We start from the raw sequence: 20,179 nt of genomic DNA on the forward strand, positions 1-20,179 counted from the left end.
CGCGTCCCCAAGGAGCAGGTCATGGGTCTCTTCGGCCGTAAGAACAGCAGCACCGCCACCCTCGACACCGCGGCCCCCGTCAAGGTCGACCCGGCGCTGGCCGCGCTGAGCGGTACGTACACGATCGACCCGGCGCACAGCAGCATCGGCTTCACCGTGCGGCACGCCATGGTCACCAACGTCCGCGGCTCCTTCACCGAGCACGAGGGCACCCTGACCCTCGACGGCGAGAACCCGGGCGCCTCCTCCGCCTCCATCGACGTCAAGATCGCCAGCATCGACACCGGCATCGCCGACCGCGACGGCCATCTGCGCAGCGGCGACTTCTTCGACGCCGAGCAGTTCCCGGTGATGAGCTTCCGCTCGACCGAGGCCAAGGAGCTCGGCGGCGACAAGTACCGGATCGTCGGCGACCTGACGATCAAGGACGTCACCCGGCCGCTCTCCATCGACCTGGAGTTCAACGGCTCGGCCACCGACCCCTACGGCAACCAGCGCATCGGCTTCGAGGGCAGCGCCGAGATCCTGCGCTCCGACTGGGGCCTGACCTGGAACGCGGCCCTGGAGACCGGCGGCGTCATGGTCAGCGACAAGGTGAAGCTGACCTTCGACATCTCCGCGATCAAGTCCGCCTGACACCCGCCGGAGCCCTCGCCGCAAAATGCGTTGCCCGCGAAGGCCCTGGTGGGCGAGGCTGCCCCGCATGTCCGAGAACGCGGCCACCGGCCCCCGAGCAGTCACCGCCCTCTTCCCGGGGGGCCGCCTGACCGCGATCCCCCGCAAGACCGCCCGCCGCGAGCAGGTGCTCGTCCACCTCTCCGAGACGCTGTTCGAGCGCGACCGGGACTACAGCGAGCGCGAGGTGAACGACGCGCTGCTCACCGTGCACGACGACTTCTCGGCACTGCGCCGCTACCTGGTGATCGGCGGCCACCTCGGCCGCACCCGGGACGGCAGCAGCTACCGGCGCGGCAAGTAGGCCACGAACGACACGAGCGCGAGGGCGACCAGGCCGAGGACCACGGCCGCGGTCGCCTTTTCGCGGGTCGTGTACGGCGGGACCTGCGGCAGCGTGGGAAACGCGTCGTAGGGGGACGGCACCGCGCGCGCGGCCCGAGTGCGGCCGAGCGCCCGGCGGCGGGCCGCGCGCAGCACCCCGTACAGGAGTGGGAACAGCACAGGGCCGGCCAACGCGGCCGCCGCCGCCCCCACGGGCAGGTGCAGGGCCGCCACGGCGAGCAGACAGCCCGCGAACCACACCCAGCACGCGGACCCGGCCGTCAGCGGCGCCCGTACCAGGAGCCGCAGCGGGGCCCGGCCGGGCCGGGCGAGCGCGGTGAGGGTCTCGGCGAGGACGGCGACCCGGTCGTCGGCGGGGTGCGCCTGGGTCTGGGCCCACGCCTGCTGAGCGGCGCCGGCCGGGTGCCCCACGACGGCGAGCACGAGGCGCGCGTCGTGCCGCTGCACCCTCGCCGACGGCGCCGACTCGCCTGGATTCGCGGCGAGTTGAGGGCCGCACGAGGCAGCGTACGCCGCGAGCAGAACCGGGTCACCGGGGAACGTGTCGAGGCCCTCGCGGAAGACGGCTTCGGCGCGGTCGGCGTGCTCGGGACCCCCCTCGGCGGCGTGCGCGCGGCCGAGCACCGCGTACAGGCAGGGGTCGGGCCCGTCCGTGTACAGCGCGGCCCGCGCGGCCTTGCGGGCCTCGCTGGTGCGGCCCGCCCGCAGCAGCGCCTCCGCGTCGGCGCAGGCCGCCATGACGTCTTTGTGCCCGGCTTGCAATGTGTCCCCAACCCTGGATGTGCGGCTCGCAACTATCACCCGCTGGAACGGGGCGGGTCAACAGCTGAGCGGCAGGTCAGGCCGGGTTACCAGTCCCCGCCGCCGAAACCTCCGCCGTCGCCGCCGCCTCCATCGCCCCAGCCGCCGCTGAAGTCGGAGGAGTTGAAGTCGGCGCCCGACACATCGCCGCCGTCGAAGCCGGAGCCCGCGTCGTAGGACCCGGCGCCGTAGTCGGCCGCGTACGCCGGGCTCGACAGCATCGAGCCGAGCATGGTGCCCATCAGGAGGCCGGGCAGCATGCCGCCGCCGAAGTAGCCGCCCGCCCAGGGTCCATAAGCCGGGCCCGCGTCGTAGTACGGTCGGCGGCCCTGGTCGGTGTCGACCTCGCGGACCATCGGGTCCTGGCCGTCGCGCAGCCGGGTCGCGTCCGCCTGGCACACCGGGACCTGGCGCGGGGCGCCGCCGGCCGGGGTCCATTCGGCGTCCTCGACGGAGGGGCCGTGGCGCGGGTCGAAGAAGCAGGGGGCGCGGCGCTCGGGCAGCGGCTTGTGCTCGCGGCGGGCGGCGAGGGTGGCGAGCGAGAACCGGCCGTCCTCCAGGGCCTGCGTCACGCCCGTCACATCGGCGGGCCGCTCGGCCTTGGCCATCAGCGTCTTGGAGGTCTCGTAGGAGTCGAGGGCGCGCTCGTAGTCGGCGCGCATCGCGTCGTCGGCGCCGGGCTCGGCGGGATGGAAGTCGAGCCGGTCGAGTTCCTCGCCGAACGCGGTGATGTCCTCGTCGACGACGACCTGGAGGCGCTGGAGGGCGGCCCGCTCCTCCTCGGCCTTCTTCCTGCGGCTGCGGCGGACCAGCGCGTACGCGCCCGCGCCGCCCGCGACGATCACCGCACCCACGCCGACGAGCGCGCCGGTGTCGACCCCGCCGCCGGAGCCCGAGCCGCCGCCCCACGAGGCGGGGGCGTGGCCCTTCATCTGCGGGAGCGCCTTGTCGACGAAGGCGTTGAGCTGGGTGGCGGCGTCGGTGTTGGTGCCGGGGGCGCGCACGGCGCTGTTCAGGTTCTGCACGGCCTGCTTCGACATGACCTTCCGGTCAGCGCCGGAGGTGAAGGCGTCGCCGAGCCGGATCGCGTACAGGCCGGTGACACCGGTGTCCGTGCGCAGGTTCTGCAGGATCGAGTCCTTGGGGAACGCGGAGCTGTTCGGCAGCACGGCCACGAACAGCGGCTTGTCCGCGTCCTTGATCTTCTTGGCCAGTGCGTCCGCCTGGGCCGCACTGAGCTGGCCCGCGGCTCCGGGATCCACGTAGACCGGGCTCTTCTTGAGCTGGTCGGCCACGTCGGACGCGCCGGTGGCGGCCATGGCGGGGCCCGCCGTGGCCAGTGCGGCGAGCGCTACGGCGGAGAGTGCGGTCAAAACCCTGAGCCTCATGGCCCCGACGCTACCCGAGGCCGCACGGAAACGGACATACGGGGTGGAGCGGTCGCGGGTCGGCTTGCTCCACCGTGGACACATCCCGGGGGCACGGGCCCCGTCCCCCGGATCGCGTGCCTACTGCGGCGGCTGGGTCCCGGCCCGGAGCAGGCCGTAGGTGTAGGCGTCCTGGAGAGCCTCCCAGGACGCGGCGATGACGTTGGGGGCGGCGCCGACCGTCGTCCACTCGCCCGTGCCGTCCGTGGTGGTGATCAGGACGCGGGTGGTGGAGGCGGTGCCATGCTTGCCCTCCAGGGTGCGGACCTTGTAGTCGACCAGCTCGAACTTGGCGACCTGCGGGTAGAACCGCTCCAGGCCCTGGAGCAGCGCCGAGTCCATCGCGTTGACCGGGCCGTTGCCCTCGGCGGTGACGATGATGCGCTCGTCGCCGACCCAGAACTTCACGGTGGCGCCGTTGGCGTGCGTGCCGTCCTTGAGGGTCTCGATGATCGCCCGGTACGACTCGATGCGGAAGTAGTCGCGCGGGCCTCCCTCGACCTCGTCGCGCAGGAGCAGCTCGAAGGAGGCGTCGGCGGCCTCGTAGGTGTAGCCCTGGAGCTCGCGCGCCTTGACCCGCTCCACGACGCGGGCGACGACCGCGCGGTCGTCGCCGAGGTCGACGCCGAGCTCCTTGCCCTTGAGCTCGATGGAGGCGCGGCCCGCCATGTCGGAGACCAGCATCCGGATGTGGTTGCCGACCAGCGAGGGGTCGATGTGCTGGTAAAGGCCGGGGTCGACCTTGATCGCGGAGGCGTGCAGGCCCGCCTTGTGGGCGAAGGCGGAGACACCGACGTAGGGCTGGTGCGTGGAGGGCGCGAGGTTGACCACCTCGGCGATGGCGTGCGAGATCCGGGTCATCTCGGCGAGCGCGCCCTTGGGCAGCACGGTCTTGCCGTACTTGAGCTCCAGGGCGGCCACGACCGGGAACAGGTTGGCGTTGCCGACGCGCTCGCCGTAGCCGTTGGCGGTGCACTGGACGTGGGTGGCGCCCGCGTCGACGGCGGCCAGGGTGTTCGCGACCGCGCATCCCGTGTCGTCCTGTGCGTGGATGCCGAGCCGGGCGCCGGTGTCGGCGAGCACGGTGGCGACGACGGCGTGGATCTGGGCGGGGAGCATGCCGCCGTTGGTGTCGCACAGGATCACCACGTCGGCGCCGGACTCACTGGCGGCCCGTACGACGGCCTTGGCGTACTCCGGGTTCGCCTTGTAGCCGTCGAAGAAGTGCTCGCAGTCCACGAAGACCCGGCGGCCCTGCTCGCGCAGGTAGGCCACCGTGTCGCGGACCATCTCCAGGTTCTCGTCCAGGGTCGTGCGCAGCGCCAGCTCGACGTGCCGGTCGTGCGACTTGGCGACCAGCGTGATCACCGGGGCGCCGGACTCAAGCAGGGCCCGCACCTGGGGGTCCTCGGCGGCCTTGCCGCCCGCGCGGCGGGTCGCGCCGAAGGCCACGAGCTGCGCGTTCTGGAAGCTGATCTCCTGCTGCGCGCGGGCGAAGAACTCCGTGTCGCGGGGGTTGGCGCCGGGCCAGCCGCCCTCGATGAAGCCCACACCGAACTCGTCCAGATGCCGGGCGATCGTCAGCTTGTCCGCGACGGTGAGGTTGATGCCCTCGCGCTGGGCGCCGTCGCGCAGCGTCGTGTCGAAGACATGGAAGCTGTCGTCGACCCGAAGGCCGGCGAGCAGACTCTCCTCGGCGGCTTCGTTCGCCTCGTTGGTCGTCATGCTGATCTGACTCCTGTCGGGTGAGTGGCTCCGAACTCATGGCTCCACTTGCCCCCGTCGCCGCGCTCCTCGCCCCCGGCCGTGGTGGGGCCGGTAAACGAAAAGACCCCTCGCGGGTGCGAGAGGTCTGCGCGCGGGTCTGGGGCACGATGGCCGCTGCCGCGGGTTGTGCCACGGTTCAGCGATCACTGCGGACCGGCGCGCTGCTGTCCATAATCATGCGGGAAGCGAGCACGCTCGCAGTCTGCCATACGGGCCCGGGGCCCGGAGGCGGGGTCTCACCATCCGGGCGCCCCCGACCTGCACTAATTCGAAGGAACCGGTTCCGCTTGCGTTCGCCGGGGTTCGTCCTTGACCCGGTTGAGATCAATATCGCGGGTCTCCCGCATGGTCAGGTAGACGACCAGGGACACCGCCGCACATCCCGCCACGTACCAGTAGAAGCCGGACTCGATGCCCGCCTGCTTGAACCAGAGCGCCACGTATTCGGCCGTCCCGCCGAACAGCGCGTTCGCGATCGCGTACGGCAGGGCGACGCCGAGCGCGCGGATGCCGGTCGGGAAGAGCTCGGCCTTCACACAGGCGTTGATCGAGGTGTAGCCGGTGACGACGACCAGGGCGAGCAGGGCGAGGCCGAAGGCCGGCCAGAAGGTGCCCGCGTGCCTGAGCATCTTCATGATCGGCACGGTCAGGAAGGTGGAGCCGACGGCGAAGGTGATCAGGAGCGGGCGGCGCCCGACCCGGTCGGAGAGCGCACCCGCCAGCGGCTGGATGCACATGAACACGAACAGCGCGCAGAAGCTGACGAGCGAGGCAGTCGACTTGTCCATGCCCGCGCTCTTGGACAGGAACTTCGTCAGATACGTCGTGTACGTGTAGTAGGCGACCGTGCCGCCCATGGTGAGCGCCATGACGAGCAGGGCCTCGCGCTTGTGCGCCCACAGCGCCTTCAGGGTGCCCCGGTCCGCGTCGTGGGCGGCGCCCGAGTCCTCGTACACCTCGGTCTCCAGCATGGAGCGGCGCAGGTAGAAGACGACGGCCGCGCCAAGGGCGCCGACGATGAAGGGGACGCGCCAGCCCCAGCTGTGCAGGGCCGCGTCCGAGAGGTTGCGCTGCATGACGATCTGGAGGCCGAGGCCGAGGAGCTGGCCCGCGGTCATCGACACGTACTGGAAGCTGGAGGCGAAGCCGCGCTTCTTCGGGTCGGAGGCCTCGGTGAGATAGGTCGCGCTGGCCGCGTACTCGCCGCCGACCGAGAGGCCCTGGAGAAGCCGGGCCACCAGGAGGACGGCCACTCCGCCGTACCCGGCGACGGCGTACGTCGGTGCGATCGCGATCAGGATCGCGGAGGCCGACATGAGGGTGACGGTCAGGGTGAGCGCCGCCTTGCGGCCCTTGCGGTCGCCGATCCGGCCGAGCAGCCAGCCGCCGACCGGCCGCATGAAGAAGCCGACCGCGAAGATCCCCATGGTGTTCATGAGGTTGGCGGTCTCGTTGCCCTTCGGGAAGAACGCGTCCGCGAAGTACACGGCGAACGTGGCGTACACGAACCAGTCGAACCACTCGACCATGTTGCCGGCCGAACCGACCCAGATCTTCTTCCAGTGCTCTCGTCCCATGGACGCTCACGTTGGCGCAGGCCCGCGCGGCCGACAAGGCGTGCGGGCGCAACGATCGGGCCTACTTACGTGCGTTGCGTTCCCGCCGTCAGCGACGCATCAGCGACTCGTCCACGAACTCCCTTACGTGGTCGAGGACTTGGGCCCGCCCGGTGCCGGGCAGGCCGACCGCGACATGCACGCTGAACCCGTCGAGCAGGGCGCGCAGGCGGGCCGCGAAGCGGTCGGCGTCCACCCGGCGGAACTCGCCGCGCGAGACCCCCTCGGCGACTATCGCGACCAGGTCGCGGTGCCAGGCCCCCTCGATGGCGGCCTGGCGGGCGCGGGCGGCGTGGTCGGCGTTCTGCGAGCGGTTCCAGACCTCCAGCCACAGGATCCAGTGCGGATCGCGCGGCCCGTCGGGGACGTACAGGTCGATGTAGGCATCGAGGCGTTCGCGGGCCGTGCCGGGCCGCGCGAGCAGGCCGCGGCGCTCCTCGCCGAGCCGGCCCTCGCTCCACTCCAGGGTCTGGAGCAGCAGCTCGTCCTTGGAGCGGAAGTAGTAGAGGAGGTGCCCGCTGGACATGCCCACCTCGCGGCCGAGCCCGGCCATGGTGAGCCCGTCGAGGCCGCGTTCGGCGATCGTGGCCATGGCGGCGACGAGCACCTCCTCGCGGGGCGGAGCGGTGTTGCGGCGGCGGGCGGCGGGACTCATCACCCGACCAGTTCTACCCGATGCGCGCGCCACCGCCCCGCGCGGTCACACCTTGGGCTGCTGCTGGGTGATGCAGTGGATGCCGCCGCCGCCCGCGAAGATCGTCCGGGCGTCGACGAGGGTCACCGTGCGCTCGGGGAAGAGCCGGCGGAAGATGCCCGCCGCGTTCTCGTCGCGCGGGTCGTCGAAGGCGCACAGGACCACGCCGCCGTTGCAGAGGTAGTGGTTGATGTACGAGTAGTCGACCCAGCCGTGGTCGTCCTTGAGGACGGTCGGCGCGGGGATCTCGACGACTTCGAGGGAGCGGCCCCGGGCGTCGGTCCGGGAGCGGAGCAGCGCCACGTTCTCCTTGCAGAGCTCGTGGTCGGGGTGGGCCGGGTCGGGCTGGGTGTGGACGACCACGACGCCGGGCCGGGCGAACGCGGCGACGATGTCGACATGGCCGAGGGTGCCGTAGCCGTGCGGCGGGTAGTCGGCGGTCAGGCCGCGCCGCAGCCAGATGGCCTTGCGGGTGCCGAGCATGGCGTGGATCTCGGTCTCGACCTCCTCGCGGGTCCAGCCGGGGTTGCGCTCGGGGCCGAGCTGCACGGTTTCGGTGAGCAGCACCGTGCCCTCGCCGTCGACGTGGATCGCGCCGCCCTCGTTGACCAGGCGTGAGGTGTACGTACGCGCCCCGGCCAGGTCGGAGACCTGGGCGCCGATCTTCGCGTCGTGCTCCCAGGTCGCCCAGTCCTGGGCGCCCCAGCCGTTGAACGTCCAGTCCACGGCGGCCAGTCGGCCCTTGCCGTCGGTGAGGAAGGTGGGGCCGATGTCCCGCATCCACGCGTCGTCGAGTTCGCGCTCGACGAGCTCGATGCCGGGGCCGAGCAGGGCGCGGGCGCTGTCGGCCTGCCCCGGTCCGACGACCATGGTGACCGGCTCGAAGCGGCGTACCGCGCGGGCGACCGAGGCCCAGGCGGCTCGGGACTCGGCGAGCTCGGCCTCGTTCGGGAACGTCACGTTGGGACCCGGCCATGCCATCCAGGTCCGCTCGTGCGGGGTCCACTCGGCGGGCATGCGGAAGCCGTCGGCGGCAGCAGACATCAGGGCGGTCCTTACAGGAAGTAGAGGCGGTTGAGGGAGACGGAGTCGGCCGGTTCGGAGCGCAGCGGGTCGCCGTCGAGGGTGACGAGCCCGGTGCGGCCGTCCACGCCGACGGCCCCGGTACGGGAGTTGAGCAGCAGGTCGGCGGGGCCGATGCCGCGGGTGCCGCGCACCGCGACCCGGCGGCGGCGCGTCGGCAGCCGGTCGCCGCCCTGGTGGAGGGCGGCCTTCGCCACGAAGGCGACGGACAGCTCGGCGGCGGTCCCGCCGTGGGCGCCGAACAGCGGGCCGAGCACGAGCGGTTCGCAGGTGTCGGTGGCCGCGTTGGGGTCGCCGGTGACGCCCCAGGCGGGGAAGCCGGACTTGAGGACCATCTGCGGCTTGGCGCCGAAGTAGGCCGGGCGCCACAGCACGAGGTCGGCCATCTTGCCGACCTCGATGGAGCCGATCTCGTGCGAGAGGCCGTGCGCGATGGCCGGGTTGATGGTCAGCTTCGCCATGTAGCGCAGGACGCGCGCGTTGTCGTCACCGGGCCCGTCGCCCTCCAGGGGGCCGAGCTCGGCCTTCATCTTCCCGGCCATGGCGAAGGTGCGGCGTACGGTCTCGCCCGCGCGGCCCATGCCCTGTGCGTCGGAGGAGGTGATGCCGATCGCGCCCAGGTCGTGGAGCACGTCCTCGGCGCCCATGGTCCCGGCGCGGATGCGGTCGCGGGCCATCGCGGCGTCGCCCGGCAGGTCGGTCTTGAGGTCGTGGACCGAGACGATCATGCCGTAGTGCTCGGCGACCGCGTCCCGCCCGAAGGGAAGAGTGGGGTTGGTGGACGACCCGATGACGTTGGGCACCCCGGCCATCTTCAGCACATTGGGTACGTGCCCGCCGCCGCAGCCCTCGATGTGGAAGGCGTGGATGGTGCGGCCTTCGAGCACCTTCAGGGTGTCCTCGACGGTGAGGCACTCGTTCAACCCGTCGCTGTGCAGGGCGACTTGGACGTCGTGCTCCTCGGCGACCCGCAGCGCGGTGTCGAGCGCGCGGGTGTGCGCGCCCATGTCCTCGTGGACCTTGAACCCGCAGGCCCCGCCCTCGGCGAGCGCCTCCACCAGCGGGGCGCCGTTCGAGGACGAACCCCGGCCGAGGAAGCCGATGTTGACCGGCCAGGCGTCGAAGGCCGCGAACGCGTGGCGCAGCGCCCAGGGCGAGTTGACGCCGACGCCCCAGACCGGGCCGAACTCCTGGCCGATGATCGTGGTGACACCGGAGGCGAGCGAGGCCTCCATGATGCGGGGCGAGAGCAGGTGTACGTGGGGGTCGACGGCTCCGGCGGTGGCGATGAGCCCCTCGCCGGAGACGATCGAGGTGCCGGTGCCGACGACCACGTCGACGCCGTCGAGGGTGTCGGGGTTCCCGGCCCGCCCGATGGAGCAGATCCGTCCCTCGCGGATGCCGATGGACACCTTGCGGATGCCCTGCACCGCGTCGATCACGACGACGTTGCTGATCACGACGTCGCAGGTCTCGCGCACTGCGGCCGCCTTCAGGTGCAGCCCGTCGCGGGCCGTCTTGCCGAAGCCGGCCAGGAACTCGTCGCCGGGGGCCTGCGAGTCGGACTCGACGCGGACGGTCAGACCCGAGTCCCCGAGCCGGATCCGGTCCCCGGTGCGGGGGCCGTGCACGGAGGCGTACTCGTACGGGTCCATCACTTGTCTCCCTCACGGGGGCCGGTTCCCAGGTAGCCGCAGGCGGCGGCCCTGCGCAGGGCCTCTTCCTTCGCGCCGGGTGCGTCGAGCGGCCCGTCGACCAGGCCCGCGAAGCCGATCGCGACGCGGTCGCCGCCGATCGGGACCAGGCCGACCTCCTCGCTCTCGCCGGGCCCGAACCGCACCGAGGACCCGGCGGGCACGCAGAGCCGCATGCCGTAGGCGGCCGCGCGGTGGAAGTCGAGCCGCGGGTTGGCCTCGAAGAAGTGGAAGTGCGAGGTGACGCTGACCGGCACCGAAGCGGTGTTGGTCACGGTGAGCCGGACCTCGGGGGCGGCCTCCGGGTAGCCGTCGCCGGGCAGCAGGGCGCCGGGGGCGGCCTCGCCGGCCGTGCCGCCGATGGGGTCGGACACCACCGCGAGCCGGGAGCCGTCGTCGAAGACGGCCTCGACATGGACCTCGGTGACCACGTCGGACACGCCGGGCAGCACGTCGTCGGGGCCGAGCACGGCGCGGGCCGCCTCGATGGCCTCGGCGAGCCGCCGGCCGTCGCGGGCCGCCTCGCAGACGGTGTCCGCGATCAGGGCGGTCGCCTCGGGCACGTTCAAGCGGAGCCCGCGGGCCCTGCGGGCCCGGGCCAGTTCCGCGGCGCCGAACAGCAGCAGCCGGTCACGCTCCGTCGGGGTCAGTCGCACGCCACCACACCTCCTGTTTGAACGCCACTCTAACCAGAGATTCCACAGAGTGGAAGCATTGACGGCACCGCTTGGCATGAGCCACATTGAGCGCCACTCAAACCCCCCGAGAGTGAGAGGCGCCGGCATGCCCATAGAACAGCGCGGAGTCGACACGGTCCCGGAAGCGGAACGAACCAGCGGGCCGCGCGATCTCGTGTCGATCCTGCTCGGCTCGAACCTCTGCCTCGGGGTGATCGTCTTCGGCTGGCTGCCGGTCTCCTTCGGCCTCGACTGGTGGGCCTCGGTCAGCGCGGTGATCGCGGGCACGGCGGTCGGCACCCTCCTGACGGCCCCGCTCGCGCTCGTCTCACTGCGTACGGCCACGAACCTGTCGACGTCGTCGGGCGCCCAATTCGGCGTACGCGGACGGCTGGTGGGCTCCGTGGTGGGCCTGCTGCTCTCGCTCGGGTACACCGCGCTGACCGTGTGGATCGGCGGGGACGCGATGACGGGCGTCCTGCACCGCCTGTTCGGCCTGCCGACGGGCGGGATCTCGTACGGCATCGTGTACGCGCTGCTCGCCGCGGCCACCGTCATCGGCGCGGTGTACGGCTACCGGGTGCTGCTTCGCCTGTCGCGCATCCTGGCGGTGGGCATGACGGCGCTGCTGATCCTCGGAGTCGTCGCCTACGCACCGCACTTCACCACCTCGGCGCTGCCGGACGCGGGCGGCTGTCTGCTGGGCTCGTTCTGGCCGACCTGGCTGCTCGCGCTCGTCGCGGCGGGGCTGAGCGGCCCGATCGCGTTCATCACGCTGCTCGGCGACTACACGCGCTACATCTCGCCGGCCCGGCACCGCCCGCGCCGCGTCCTGCACGCGACCTGGCTCGGCCTGACGGCGGGCCTCCTGGTGCCCCAGCTCTTCGGTACGTTCACGGCGTACGCGGCCCGCGCGGCCACCGACTACGCGGGCCCGCTGGTCGCGGCCGCCCCCGGCTGGTACCTGGTGCCGCTGCTGCTGGCCGCTTCGGCGGGCTCGGTGGGCAACGCGGGTCTGATGCTCTACTCGATGGGCCTCGACCTGGACGCGATCCTGCCGCGCGCCTCGCGGACCCAGGCGACGTTCGCGGTGGCGGGCGTCGCCACGGTGTGCGTGTTCGCGGGCCACTTCGCCTGGGACGCGCAAGCAGCGATGACCTCGTTCGTCCTGCTGCTCACGGCGATCGGCACGCCCTGGGCGGTGATCACCCTGATCGGCTTCGTGCGCTGCCGGGGCGTGTACGACGCGGACGCCCTCCAGGTCTTCAACCGCCGCTCGCGGGGCGGTATTTACTGGTACCGGGCCGGCTGGAACCTCCGCGCGGCGACCGCCTGGGCCCTGGGCGCGGCCACGGGGATCCTCGCGGTCTCCCTGCCCAACTACCAGGGCCCACTGCTGAGTTGGACAGGCGGAGTGGACTGCAGCTTCCTGCTGTCGGGGGTGGTGGGCGGTTTGGCGTACATGGCGCTGACCGCCCGCTCCTGGGCAACCGAAAGGGCCGCCGCGGACACGGAGTCGACGGCGGCCCTCGCGGAGAGCTGAGTTCTAGCCCAGCGGGTGCATCCACCCGTGGGGGTCCGGGGACACCCCGGTCTGAAGGTCGAGCAGCGCCTTGCGGAGCTTCATCGTGACCTCGCCGGGCTCACCGTCACCCTGCGTCCAGTTCGCGCGGGCGGACTTGACCGACCCGACCGGGGTGATGACCGCGGCCGTGCCGCAGGCGAAGACCTCGGTGAGCGAGCCGTTCTCGTTGTCCCGCTTCCAGTCCTCCGTGGAGATCCGCCCCTCGACGGCCTCGTACCCGAGATCGCGGGCGATCTTCAGGAGGGAGTCGCGGGTGATGCCGGGCAGCAGCGAGCCCGTCAGCTCCGGGGTGACGATTTTGTCGCCGTACACGAAGTACAGGTTCATGCCGCCCATTTCCTCGATCCAGCGGTGCTCGACCGCGTCGAGCCAGACGACCTGGTCGCAGCCGTGCTGGGCGGCCTCGGCCTGGGCGACCAGGGAAGCCGCGTAGTTTCCGCCGGTCTTGGCCGCGCCGGTGCCGCCCTTGACGGCACGGACGTACTCCTCGGACAGCCACACCGAGACGGGCTTCACGCCGCCGGGGAAGTAGGCACCGGCCGGGGAGGCGATCACGATGAACAGGTACTCGTTGGCCGGCTTCACGCCGAGGCCGACCTCGGTCGCGATCATGAAGGGGCGCAGGTAGAGGGAGGCCTCGCCGGTGGCCGGGACCCACGCCTTGTCCTGCTGGATCAGCGCGTCGCAGGCCGCGATGAAGAGGTCGACGGGCACCTCGGGCATCGCGATGCGGCGGGCCGAGGACTGGAAGCGCTCGGCGTTGGCCTCGGGCCGGAACGTGGCGACCGTGCCGTCGGGCTGGCGGTACGCCTTGAGGCCCTCGAAGATCGTCTGCGCGTAGTGCAGCGTCATGTTCGCCGGGTCCATGGACAGCGGGGCGTACGGCACGAGCTGGGCGTCGTGCCAGCCGCGGCCCTCGGTCCAGCGGACCGTCACCATGTTGTCGGTGAAGTGGCGGCCGAAACCGGGGCTGGCCAGAATCGCCTCGCGCTCCGCGTCGGACAGCGGATGCGAGGTGGGCTTGAGCTCGATCGTGGGCGTCGTCATGAGTGCTGTGTCCTTCACCGGTGGATAGTGACGGACCGCGCTCACGCCGCTGCTACTGCCTGGACGTCCGAGCTGCTCCGCATGTCGCGGCCCACGTCCGATTATCGCTCTTGGCGGGGCCTTGGACATAACGGCGTGATGTGCGGTCCGGGGTTGATGGTGTCACCCGGTGGGCGCATGCGAAAAGCCGCCGGGTGCGAAATGCGACCCGGCGGCTGTTGCGTAGGTGTGCCGCGGGTCAGCCGGCTACGCGTACGGCGAGCGCGTCGCCGATCTCGTCCGTGGTGCGGGCCGAGTCGCCGCGGGCCGCGAGGTCCTCGGAGACGGCGGCCTCGATGCGGGCCGCCTCGGCCTCGTGGCCGAGGTGGCGGAGCAGCAGGGCGACCGAGAGGACCGTGGCCGACGGGTCGGCCTTGCCCTGGCCCGCGATGTCCGGGGCGGAGCCGTGCACCGGCTCGAACATCGACGGGAACTCGCCGCTCGGGTTGATGTTGCCCGAGGCCGCGACGCCGATGCCGCCCGAGACGGCCGCGGCGAGGTCGGTGATGATGTCGCCGAAGAGGTTGTCGGTGACGATCACGTCGAACCGCGCCGGGTCGGTGACGAGGAAGATCGTCGCCGCGTCCACGTGCAGGTAGTCGGTGGTGACGTCGGGGAACTCCTTGGCCACCTTGTTGAAGATGTTGGTCCACAGGTGCCCGGCGTGGGCCAGGACGTTGTTCTTGTGGACCAGCGTCAGCTTCTTGCGCGGGCGGGCCTGGGCGCGGGCGAAGGCGTCCCGGACCACGCGCTCGACACCGTAGGCGGTGTTGACCGAGACCTCGGTGGCGACCTCGTGCGGCGTTCCGGTGCGGATCGAGCCGCCGTTGCCGGTGTACGGGCCCTCGGTGCCCTCGCGCACGACGATGAAGTCGATCTCGGGCTGGCCGGCGAGCGGGGTGGCGACGCCGGGGAGCAGCCTGCTGGGGCGGAGGTTGACGTAGTGGTCGAAGAGGAAGCGGAGCTTCAGCAGGAAGCCGCGCTCCAGGACGCCGGACGGGACCGAGGGATCGCCGATCGCGCCGAGCAGGATCGCGTCGTGCTGCTTGAGGGCCTCGACGTCGGCGTCGGTGAGGGTCTCACCGGTGGCGTGGTAACGCCGGGCGCCGAAGTCGAACTCCCTGGTCTCCAGCTTCACATCCTGCGGAAGGACGGCACGGAGAACCTTCAGGCCCTGGGCCACGACCTCCTGGCCGATGCCGTCACCGGGGATCACTGCGAGATTGATGCTGCGAGAACTTGCCGACATGGGGAAACCCTACTCGCCGTCCCAGCCATTGACACCCGATGTCCACAGTGTGGACCATCGGACATCGCCCGCGAAACGCTGTGGCCAGGTGTATGCCCGGCGTTCACCTCTCAGTGAGAATCGCGTCGACTCCAAGGAGGACGTTTCCGCCATGGACATCCCGAGATTCGGCATCCCCGACCAGCTCGCCGCGCGCATGAGCATGGCCGAGCAGCACGAGTACCTGCGCAGCAAGCTGACCCGTCGTGGGGTGCTGCGCACCACCGTGGCGACCGCCGCGGTCGCCGGTGCCGGCGTCGCGACGGCCGGGGCGGCCTCGCCCGCGTACGCGACCCCGACCGCGCTCATCTCGAACTCCCGTACCGGCGTTGACGGTTCACTGGCCGCGCCGTTCGGCCGGCACCTCGCGTACGGCGCCGACCCCAAGACGCAGATGCGGGTCTCCTGGCAGGTCCCGTTCGCGGTGAAGAAGCCGTACATCCGCATCGGCACGAGCCCGTGGTCGCTGAGCCGGAAGATCGACGCCGAGGTGCGCCACCTGACGACGCCCGCCCTGAACGGCGGGAAGATCGCGGCGGCCGAGCAGTTCTACGTGCACGCGGGCCTGGACCGGCTGCGGCCCGGCCAGACGTACTACTACGGGGTCGGCCACGACGGCTTCGACCCGGCGGACCGCCGCAACCTCGGCACGCTCGGCACCTTCACCACCGCTCCGGCGCACGCCGAGAACTTCACGTTCACGGCCTTCGGCGACCAGGGCGTCAGCTATCACGCGCTGGGCAACGACCAGGTGATCCTGGGCCAGAACCCGGCCTTCCACCTGCACGCGGGCGACATCTGCTACGCCGACCCGTCGGGCTCGGGCCAGTCGTCGGACCAGTACGACGCGCGCACCTGGGACCAGTTCCTGGCGCAGACCGAGTCGGTCGCGAAGACCGTGCCGTGGATGGTGACGACCGGCAACCACGACATGGAGGCCTGGTACTCGCCGCAGGGCTACGGCGGCCAGAACGCCCGCTGGTCGCTGCCGGCCAACGGCCCGGACCCGGTGAACCAGCCCGGCGTCTACTCGTTCGTGCACGGCAACGTCGGCGTGGTGGCGCTGGACGCGAACGACGTCTCGTACGAGATCCCCGCCAACTACGGCATCAGCGGCGGCAGGCAGACGCAGTGGCTGGACAAGCGGCTCGGTGAGCTGCGCGCCCATCACGCGGTCGACTTCATCGTGGTCTTCTTCCACCACTGCGCGTTCTCGACGACCAGCTCGCACGCCTCGGAGGGGGGCGTGCGGGACGTGTGGGTGCCGCTGTTCGAGAAGCACCAGGTGGACCTGGTGATCAACGGGCACAACCACGTGTACGAGCGCACCGATGCCATCAAGGGCAACAAGGTGGGCCGCAAGGTCGCGATCGGCGGGCGCACCGACCCGACCCGCGACGGCATCGTGTACGTCACGGCCGGTGCGGCGGGCCGTTCGCTGTACAGCTTCCCGGTGCCCGACTCGTACGAGGGCCATGTCGCGGACCGCGACAGCGTGGACACCTACCACTGGGCCAAGGGCGGCGCGAAGGTCACCGAGACCGTGGAGTGGTCGCGGGTCCGCTACACCAACTACTCGTTCCTCGCGGTGGAGGTCGAGACCGGCCGCCACCCGAGGATGAAGGTCAGCGCGCTCGCCGAGACGGGCGAGCGCATCGACCACTTCGAGATCCAGCGCGGGCGTTAGCCGGCAAGGGGCTCAGTGCCCCGTGGCGCCGCCGTTGTCCCTGCGGTCCAGCGCACGCTGGAGGGCGGCGGCGGCGTTCTTGCGGTCGGACTCGCTGCTGCGCGAAGAGTGACGGACTCGGCGGGCGGGCTGCTTGACCATGGGAATTCGACTCCTCTGCTGAGAGGTCCGGGGGCAGGCCCCGGCGGATGCAGTGAGGTGCCGGAAGGGGCGGGGAGCGCTGCCGCAGGGGTTGCCTGCCAAGGGGCACTGCGCTCACGACCGCCATTCGCTGGATCTGCGAGACGTTCGGCTTCTACAAAGCTAAGCCTTGCGCTGGAGTCTGTCTCCACAATTACTCGGACTTCCTACTATCTGAGACGGACCCCTCGCTACGCGGTCCGGCCAGACGGCTGCGCGAGCTTCGTACGCACCGCGTCCCCCGCGCCCCGGTGCAGCCGCAGCGCGCCCACCAGGGGGGCCAGGCCCACCGCGCCGAGCAGGCAGAACGCCACCGCGTAGGCGGCGGAGGGGGTATCGGTGAAGGCACCGCCCAGGCGCAGCGCGACGGTCGCGACGGCGACCCCGAGCCCGGCCGCGAGCTGATTGGCGGTCGCGGACAGCGCGTTGGCGTCACGCAGCCGCTCGGGGGCCATCTCGCTGAACGCGATGGTGGAGTAGCAGGTCAGGCCGAGCGAGCGGGTGGCCCCGCTGAGCATGACGAGGACGGCGGTCACGGCGACGGGGGTCGCACCGGTGAGCAGGGCGCAGCCCGCGACGGTCGCGGCGAGCCCGGCGGTGGAGACGATCAGCAGCGGGCGGAAGCCGAAGCGGTTGAGGAGATACGTGGTCGCGGGCTTGATCCCGATGTTGCCGACGAACACGAAGAGCACCACGGCACCGGACTTCACCGCGCTCCAGCCGAACACCTCCTGGAAGAGCAGGGGTAGCAGGAACGGCATGGCGCCGACCACGATCCAGAAGAGCGAGCCGCCGGTCACGGTGGCCCGGAACGACGCCACGTCCAGGGTGCGCAGATTCACCAACGGGTGGGCGGTGCGCAGCAGATGACGTCCGGCCGCGCCGAGCGCGAGGACCGCGAGCGCGGCGACGGCGGCGGCCACCGGCCAGCCGCTGTCGGTGTCGGCGACCAGGTGGGCGGCCCAGGTGAGGGCGGCGAGCCCGGTGCAGCTGAGCAGCACGCCGGGCACGTCGAGCGGCGGCGGGGTCGCGGTGGGCCCGGCCGCCACCAGGCGCCGGGCGACGGCGAACGCGGCCGCGCCGAGCGGCAGGTTGACCAGGAACATCCAGTGCCAGCTGGCGTACGTCGTGAGCAGTCCGCCGAGCAGCGGGGCGACGACGGGCGCCATCAGGCCCGGCCACACGATGTACGCCATGATCTTCGGGATGTCGGTCTTCTGGGCCCCGTTGAGCACCAGGAGCCGGCCGACCGGCACCATCATCGCGCCGCCCGCTCCTTGCAGCACGCGCATGGCTATGAGGAGGCCGAGGCTCCCGCTCGCCGCGCAGCCCGCCGAGGCGAGGGTGAACACCACGATCGCGGTGAGGAAGATCCGCCGGGCGCCGTAGCGGGCGGTGAGCCAGCCACTGAGCGGTATGAGCACGGCGAGGGTCAGCAGATACGCGGTGATCACCAGGCCGACGGAGGCGGGCGTGGTGTGCAGGGAGGCCGCCATCTGCGGGGCGGCGGTGGCCACGATGGTGCCGTCGAGCATCTCCATGAAGAAACAGCCGGCGACGAGGAGGGCGGTGGCGCGCTGTCTGGGTTCGAGCATGGGGTCAAGACTGGCCGCGGCCATTGCTGCACACAAGGTCTGGTTGGTTAGGTGAGGCGTGCGTGCTGTGCATCATTCGGCCATACTCGGCGCATGCAACAGCTGCCGGACATGAATCTGCTGCCCTCGCTCGATGCCCTGCTGCGGGCCGGGAGCGTGGCGGGGGCCGCCGCCGAGATGCGGATCTCACCGTCCGCGATGAGCCGCACCCTGGGTCGGCTGCGCCGGGTGGTGGGCGACGAACTGCTCGTACCGTCGGGGCGCGGCCTCACGCTGACGCCGCGCGCGAGGGAGCTCCAGCCGCGCGTGGAGGCGGCCCTGGCGGCCGCACTGGCCGCGCTCCGTCCGCCGCAGGAACTCGAACTCGCCACCCTGCAAAGGGAGTTCACCATCAGGTCCAACGACAGCGTGGCCGTCATCTTCGGCTCGGCGCTGACCGAGCGGGTGATGCGCGAGGCGCCCGGGGTGCGGCTCCGGATGCTCCCCGAGGGCGATGAGGACCCGGCCGATCTTCGGGACCGGATCGACCTGGAGGTGGGGCAGATGCACGATCTGCCGCACGACATCCGCAGCAGCCCGCTGGGTGAGTACGCCTACGCGGCCGTGGTGCGCGCCGACGGGCCCTACGCCGCCGAGCGGTTGACCCCCGAGCGGTTCGCCGCGCTCCCTCACATCACGGTCACCCGGCGCGGCCGGGTGCGCAGTGTGGTCGACGAGCGGCTCGCCGAACTCGGCCTGACCCGCGACGTCCTCGCCACCGCGCCGACGTACTCGGCGGCCTGCTTCTTCGCGCTCCGCTCGGACGCGCTGGCGCTGGTGCCGCGGCAGTTCGCGGTCGAGGCGGTCCGGGCGATGCCGCTCACGATCCTCGACATTCCGCTCGGCCTGCCGGCCAGCCCGTTCGTGCAGGCCTGGCACATCAGGGTGGACGCGGATCCGGCGCACCGGTGGCTGCGGGGGGCGCTCGCGGACATAGTGGCGGGGGTCAGCGGGGCGGGCGGGCCTGGGCCGGGCCCGTACGGGCGGACCGAGTCAGGGGCGGCTGGGGCCGCATCGCCCTCAGTTCCCTGATCAGGCCGCGCACGGCGACGGACCCGGCGAGTTCGGGGGTGGTCACATAGCCGACGGAGCGTGTCGGGCGCTCCGGGCCGAGATCAGTGATCTCGATGGTGGGCGGTGCTCCGACCAGGGACAGCTCCGGCATGATCGCCATTCCGAAACCGCTGCTCACCATCGAGAGCACCGCTCCGTCGTCCTCGGCGCGGACCGTGGCGGCCGGGATCCACTCCTGCTCGGCCCACCAACGCCGGGTGTACGACGTGCAGTTCTCGGTCCAGTCGACCAGCGGGAGCGAGCGCGGCGCGGCATGCCCGGCCGGGTGCACCAGCGCGTACCCCTCCTCCAGGAGTACGTCGCCGACGAGCCCGGGCGGGATCGGCGAGGTGGTCCCGATCGTGGCGATGCCGAGGTCCGCGCGCCCCGCCGCCACCTCCCCGGCCGTCCCCGCGCCGACCTCCCGCACCAGGCTGACCTCCGGCACTATCCCGGGGTGCCGGGCGGTGAGCCGTTCCAGCGCGGCGGGCAGCAACTGGAGTGCGGCGCTGCGGAACGCGGCGATCCGCAGCGGCCCCGCGACGGTGTCGTCGGCCGGGTCGGGCGCGGCCCCGCGCGCCTCGGCCGCCAGGGTGTCGAGAAGCCGCAGCACCCGGCGGGCGTGGGCGACAGCCCGGCTCCCGGCGGGCGTCGGGGTCGCGCCACGCCTGCCCCGTTCGAAGAGAACCGCACCTATCTTGGCCTCGCTGGAGCGCACCGAGTGCGAGACGGCGGACTGGGTCATGCCGAGCTTCTCGGCGGCGGCGGAGAAGCCGCGCTCGCGCTCCACGGCCACCAGGACGCGTAGTTCGTGCGGGGCGAGGTCGCTGGGCATGAGGGGCTCCCACCTGTACGTATGAGCAGAGTTGATGGATCGCTCGGTTCCA

Annotated in this window: 18 protein-coding genes; 5 read left to right on the top strand and 13 right to left on the bottom strand. The window is 71.7% G+C overall.

Annotated features, from left to right (window positions below):
* Positions 1 to 21: 21 nt before the first annotated feature.
* Both ACSHXC_RS11540 and ACSHXC_RS11545 read left to right on the top strand, forming a co-directional pair.
* Positions 22 to 636: a YceI family protein gene (locus ACSHXC_RS11540; RefSeq protein ID WP_438291487.1), complete on the top strand. Its 615-nt coding sequence runs from the start codon at positions 22 to 24 to the stop codon at positions 634 to 636.
* Positions 637 to 703: 67 nt separating this feature from the next.
* On the top strand, positions 704 to 979 hold the full coding sequence (locus ACSHXC_RS11545; RefSeq protein ID WP_399488242.1) for a DUF2087 domain-containing protein: 276 nt from the start codon (positions 704 to 706) through the stop codon (positions 977 to 979).
* On the opposite strand, the gene ACSHXC_RS11550 is transcribed toward ACSHXC_RS11545, so the two are convergent.
* From ACSHXC_RS11550 to ureA, 8 genes are all read right to left on the bottom strand, one after another.
* Entirely contained in the window at positions 961 to 1,758 is a 798-nt protein-coding gene (locus ACSHXC_RS11550) for a tetratricopeptide repeat protein (protein WP_438291488.1), read from the bottom strand. The two genes, ACSHXC_RS11545 and ACSHXC_RS11550, sit on opposite strands and share 19 nt — an antisense overlap.
* Positions 1,759 to 1,868: 110 nt before the next feature.
* Entirely contained in the window at positions 1,869 to 3,209 is a 1,341-nt protein-coding gene (locus tag ACSHXC_RS11555; RefSeq protein ID WP_438291489.1) for a hypothetical protein, read from the bottom strand.
* A 120-nt stretch (positions 3,210 to 3,329) separates the two neighbouring features.
* Positions 3,330 to 4,973 (bottom strand): citramalate synthase, encoded by a 1,644-nt coding sequence (cimA, locus tag ACSHXC_RS11560; RefSeq protein ID WP_438291490.1) that lies wholly within the window; start codon positions 4,971 to 4,973, stop codon positions 3,330 to 3,332.
* A 305-nt stretch (positions 4,974 to 5,278) separates the two neighbouring features.
* Positions 5,279 to 6,592, bottom strand: a complete 1,314-nt coding sequence (locus ACSHXC_RS11565) for an MFS transporter (protein WP_438291491.1) — start codon at positions 6,590 to 6,592, stop codon at positions 5,279 to 5,281.
* 88 nt (positions 6,593 to 6,680) lie between these two features.
* The gene (locus tag ACSHXC_RS11570) at positions 6,681 to 7,286 is read right to left on the bottom strand and encodes a TetR/AcrR family transcriptional regulator (protein WP_438296535.1); all 606 of its coding nucleotides are present in this window, start codon (positions 7,284 to 7,286) and stop codon (positions 6,681 to 6,683) included.
* Positions 7,287 to 7,331: 45 nt separating this feature from the next.
* Complete coding sequence (locus ACSHXC_RS11575; RefSeq protein WP_438291492.1) at positions 7,332 to 8,369, bottom strand: agmatine deiminase family protein; 1,038 nt, start codon at positions 8,367 to 8,369, stop codon at positions 7,332 to 7,334.
* Between the two features lie 11 nt (positions 8,370 to 8,380).
* Complete coding sequence (locus ACSHXC_RS11580) at positions 8,381 to 10,063, bottom strand: urease subunit alpha (protein WP_438291493.1); 1,683 nt, start codon at positions 10,061 to 10,063, stop codon at positions 8,381 to 8,383.
* Positions 10,063 to 10,758: an urease subunit gamma gene (ureA, locus tag ACSHXC_RS11585; protein WP_438291494.1), complete on the bottom strand. Its 696-nt coding sequence runs from the start codon at positions 10,756 to 10,758 to the stop codon at positions 10,063 to 10,065. The genes ACSHXC_RS11580 and ureA overlap by 1 nt, the downstream gene beginning before the upstream one ends.
* 127 nt (positions 10,759 to 10,885) lie before the next feature.
* Between ureA and ACSHXC_RS11590 the strand changes: the two genes are divergently transcribed.
* Positions 10,886 to 12,322: a cytosine permease gene (locus ACSHXC_RS11590; protein WP_438291495.1), complete on the top strand. Its 1,437-nt coding sequence runs from the start codon at positions 10,886 to 10,888 to the stop codon at positions 12,320 to 12,322.
* A 3-nt stretch (positions 12,323 to 12,325) separates the two neighbouring features.
* On the opposite strand, the gene ACSHXC_RS11595 is transcribed toward ACSHXC_RS11590, so the two are convergent.
* Complete coding sequence (locus ACSHXC_RS11595) at positions 12,326 to 13,411, bottom strand: branched-chain amino acid aminotransferase (RefSeq protein ID WP_438291497.1); 1,086 nt, start codon at positions 13,409 to 13,411, stop codon at positions 12,326 to 12,328.
* Positions 13,412 to 13,649: 238 nt separating this feature from the next.
* Positions 13,650 to 14,699, bottom strand: a complete 1,050-nt coding sequence (locus ACSHXC_RS11600) for a 3-isopropylmalate dehydrogenase (protein WP_438291498.1) — start codon at positions 14,697 to 14,699, stop codon at positions 13,650 to 13,652.
* A 151-nt stretch (positions 14,700 to 14,850) separates the two neighbouring features.
* On the opposite strand from ACSHXC_RS11600, the gene ACSHXC_RS11605 reads away from it, so the two are divergent.
* Positions 14,851 to 16,425, top strand: a complete 1,575-nt coding sequence (locus ACSHXC_RS11605) for a purple acid phosphatase family protein (RefSeq protein WP_438291499.1) — start codon at positions 14,851 to 14,853, stop codon at positions 16,423 to 16,425.
* Positions 16,426 to 16,437: 12 nt separating this feature from the next.
* Here the strand turns inward: ACSHXC_RS11605 and ACSHXC_RS11610 are convergent, their stop codons facing one another.
* Together ACSHXC_RS11610 and ACSHXC_RS11615 are read right to left on the bottom strand one after the other, a co-directional pair.
* Positions 16,438 to 16,566, bottom strand: a complete 129-nt coding sequence (locus ACSHXC_RS11610) for a hypothetical protein (RefSeq protein WP_267056578.1) — start codon at positions 16,564 to 16,566, stop codon at positions 16,438 to 16,440.
* Positions 16,567 to 16,796: 230 nt separating this feature from the next.
* Entirely contained in the window at positions 16,797 to 18,200 is a 1,404-nt protein-coding gene (locus tag ACSHXC_RS11615) for an MFS transporter (protein WP_438291500.1), read from the bottom strand.
* 93 nt (positions 18,201 to 18,293) lie between these two features.
* On the opposite strand from ACSHXC_RS11615, the gene ACSHXC_RS11620 reads away from it, so the two are divergent.
* Entirely contained in the window at positions 18,294 to 19,271 is a 978-nt protein-coding gene (locus ACSHXC_RS11620) for a LysR family transcriptional regulator (RefSeq protein WP_438291501.1), read from the top strand.
* On the opposite strand, the gene ACSHXC_RS11625 is transcribed toward ACSHXC_RS11620, so the two are convergent.
* Positions 19,186 to 20,127 (bottom strand): LysR family transcriptional regulator, encoded by a 942-nt coding sequence (locus ACSHXC_RS11625; RefSeq protein ID WP_438291502.1) that lies wholly within the window; start codon positions 20,125 to 20,127, stop codon positions 19,186 to 19,188. The genes ACSHXC_RS11620 and ACSHXC_RS11625 overlap by 86 nt on opposite strands.
* Positions 20,128 to 20,179: the final 52 nt, after the last annotated feature.

Source organism: Streptomyces sp. HUAS TT7 (assembly GCF_051550175.1).
Classification (GTDB): domain Bacteria; phylum Actinomycetota; class Actinomycetes; order Streptomycetales; family Streptomycetaceae; genus Streptomyces.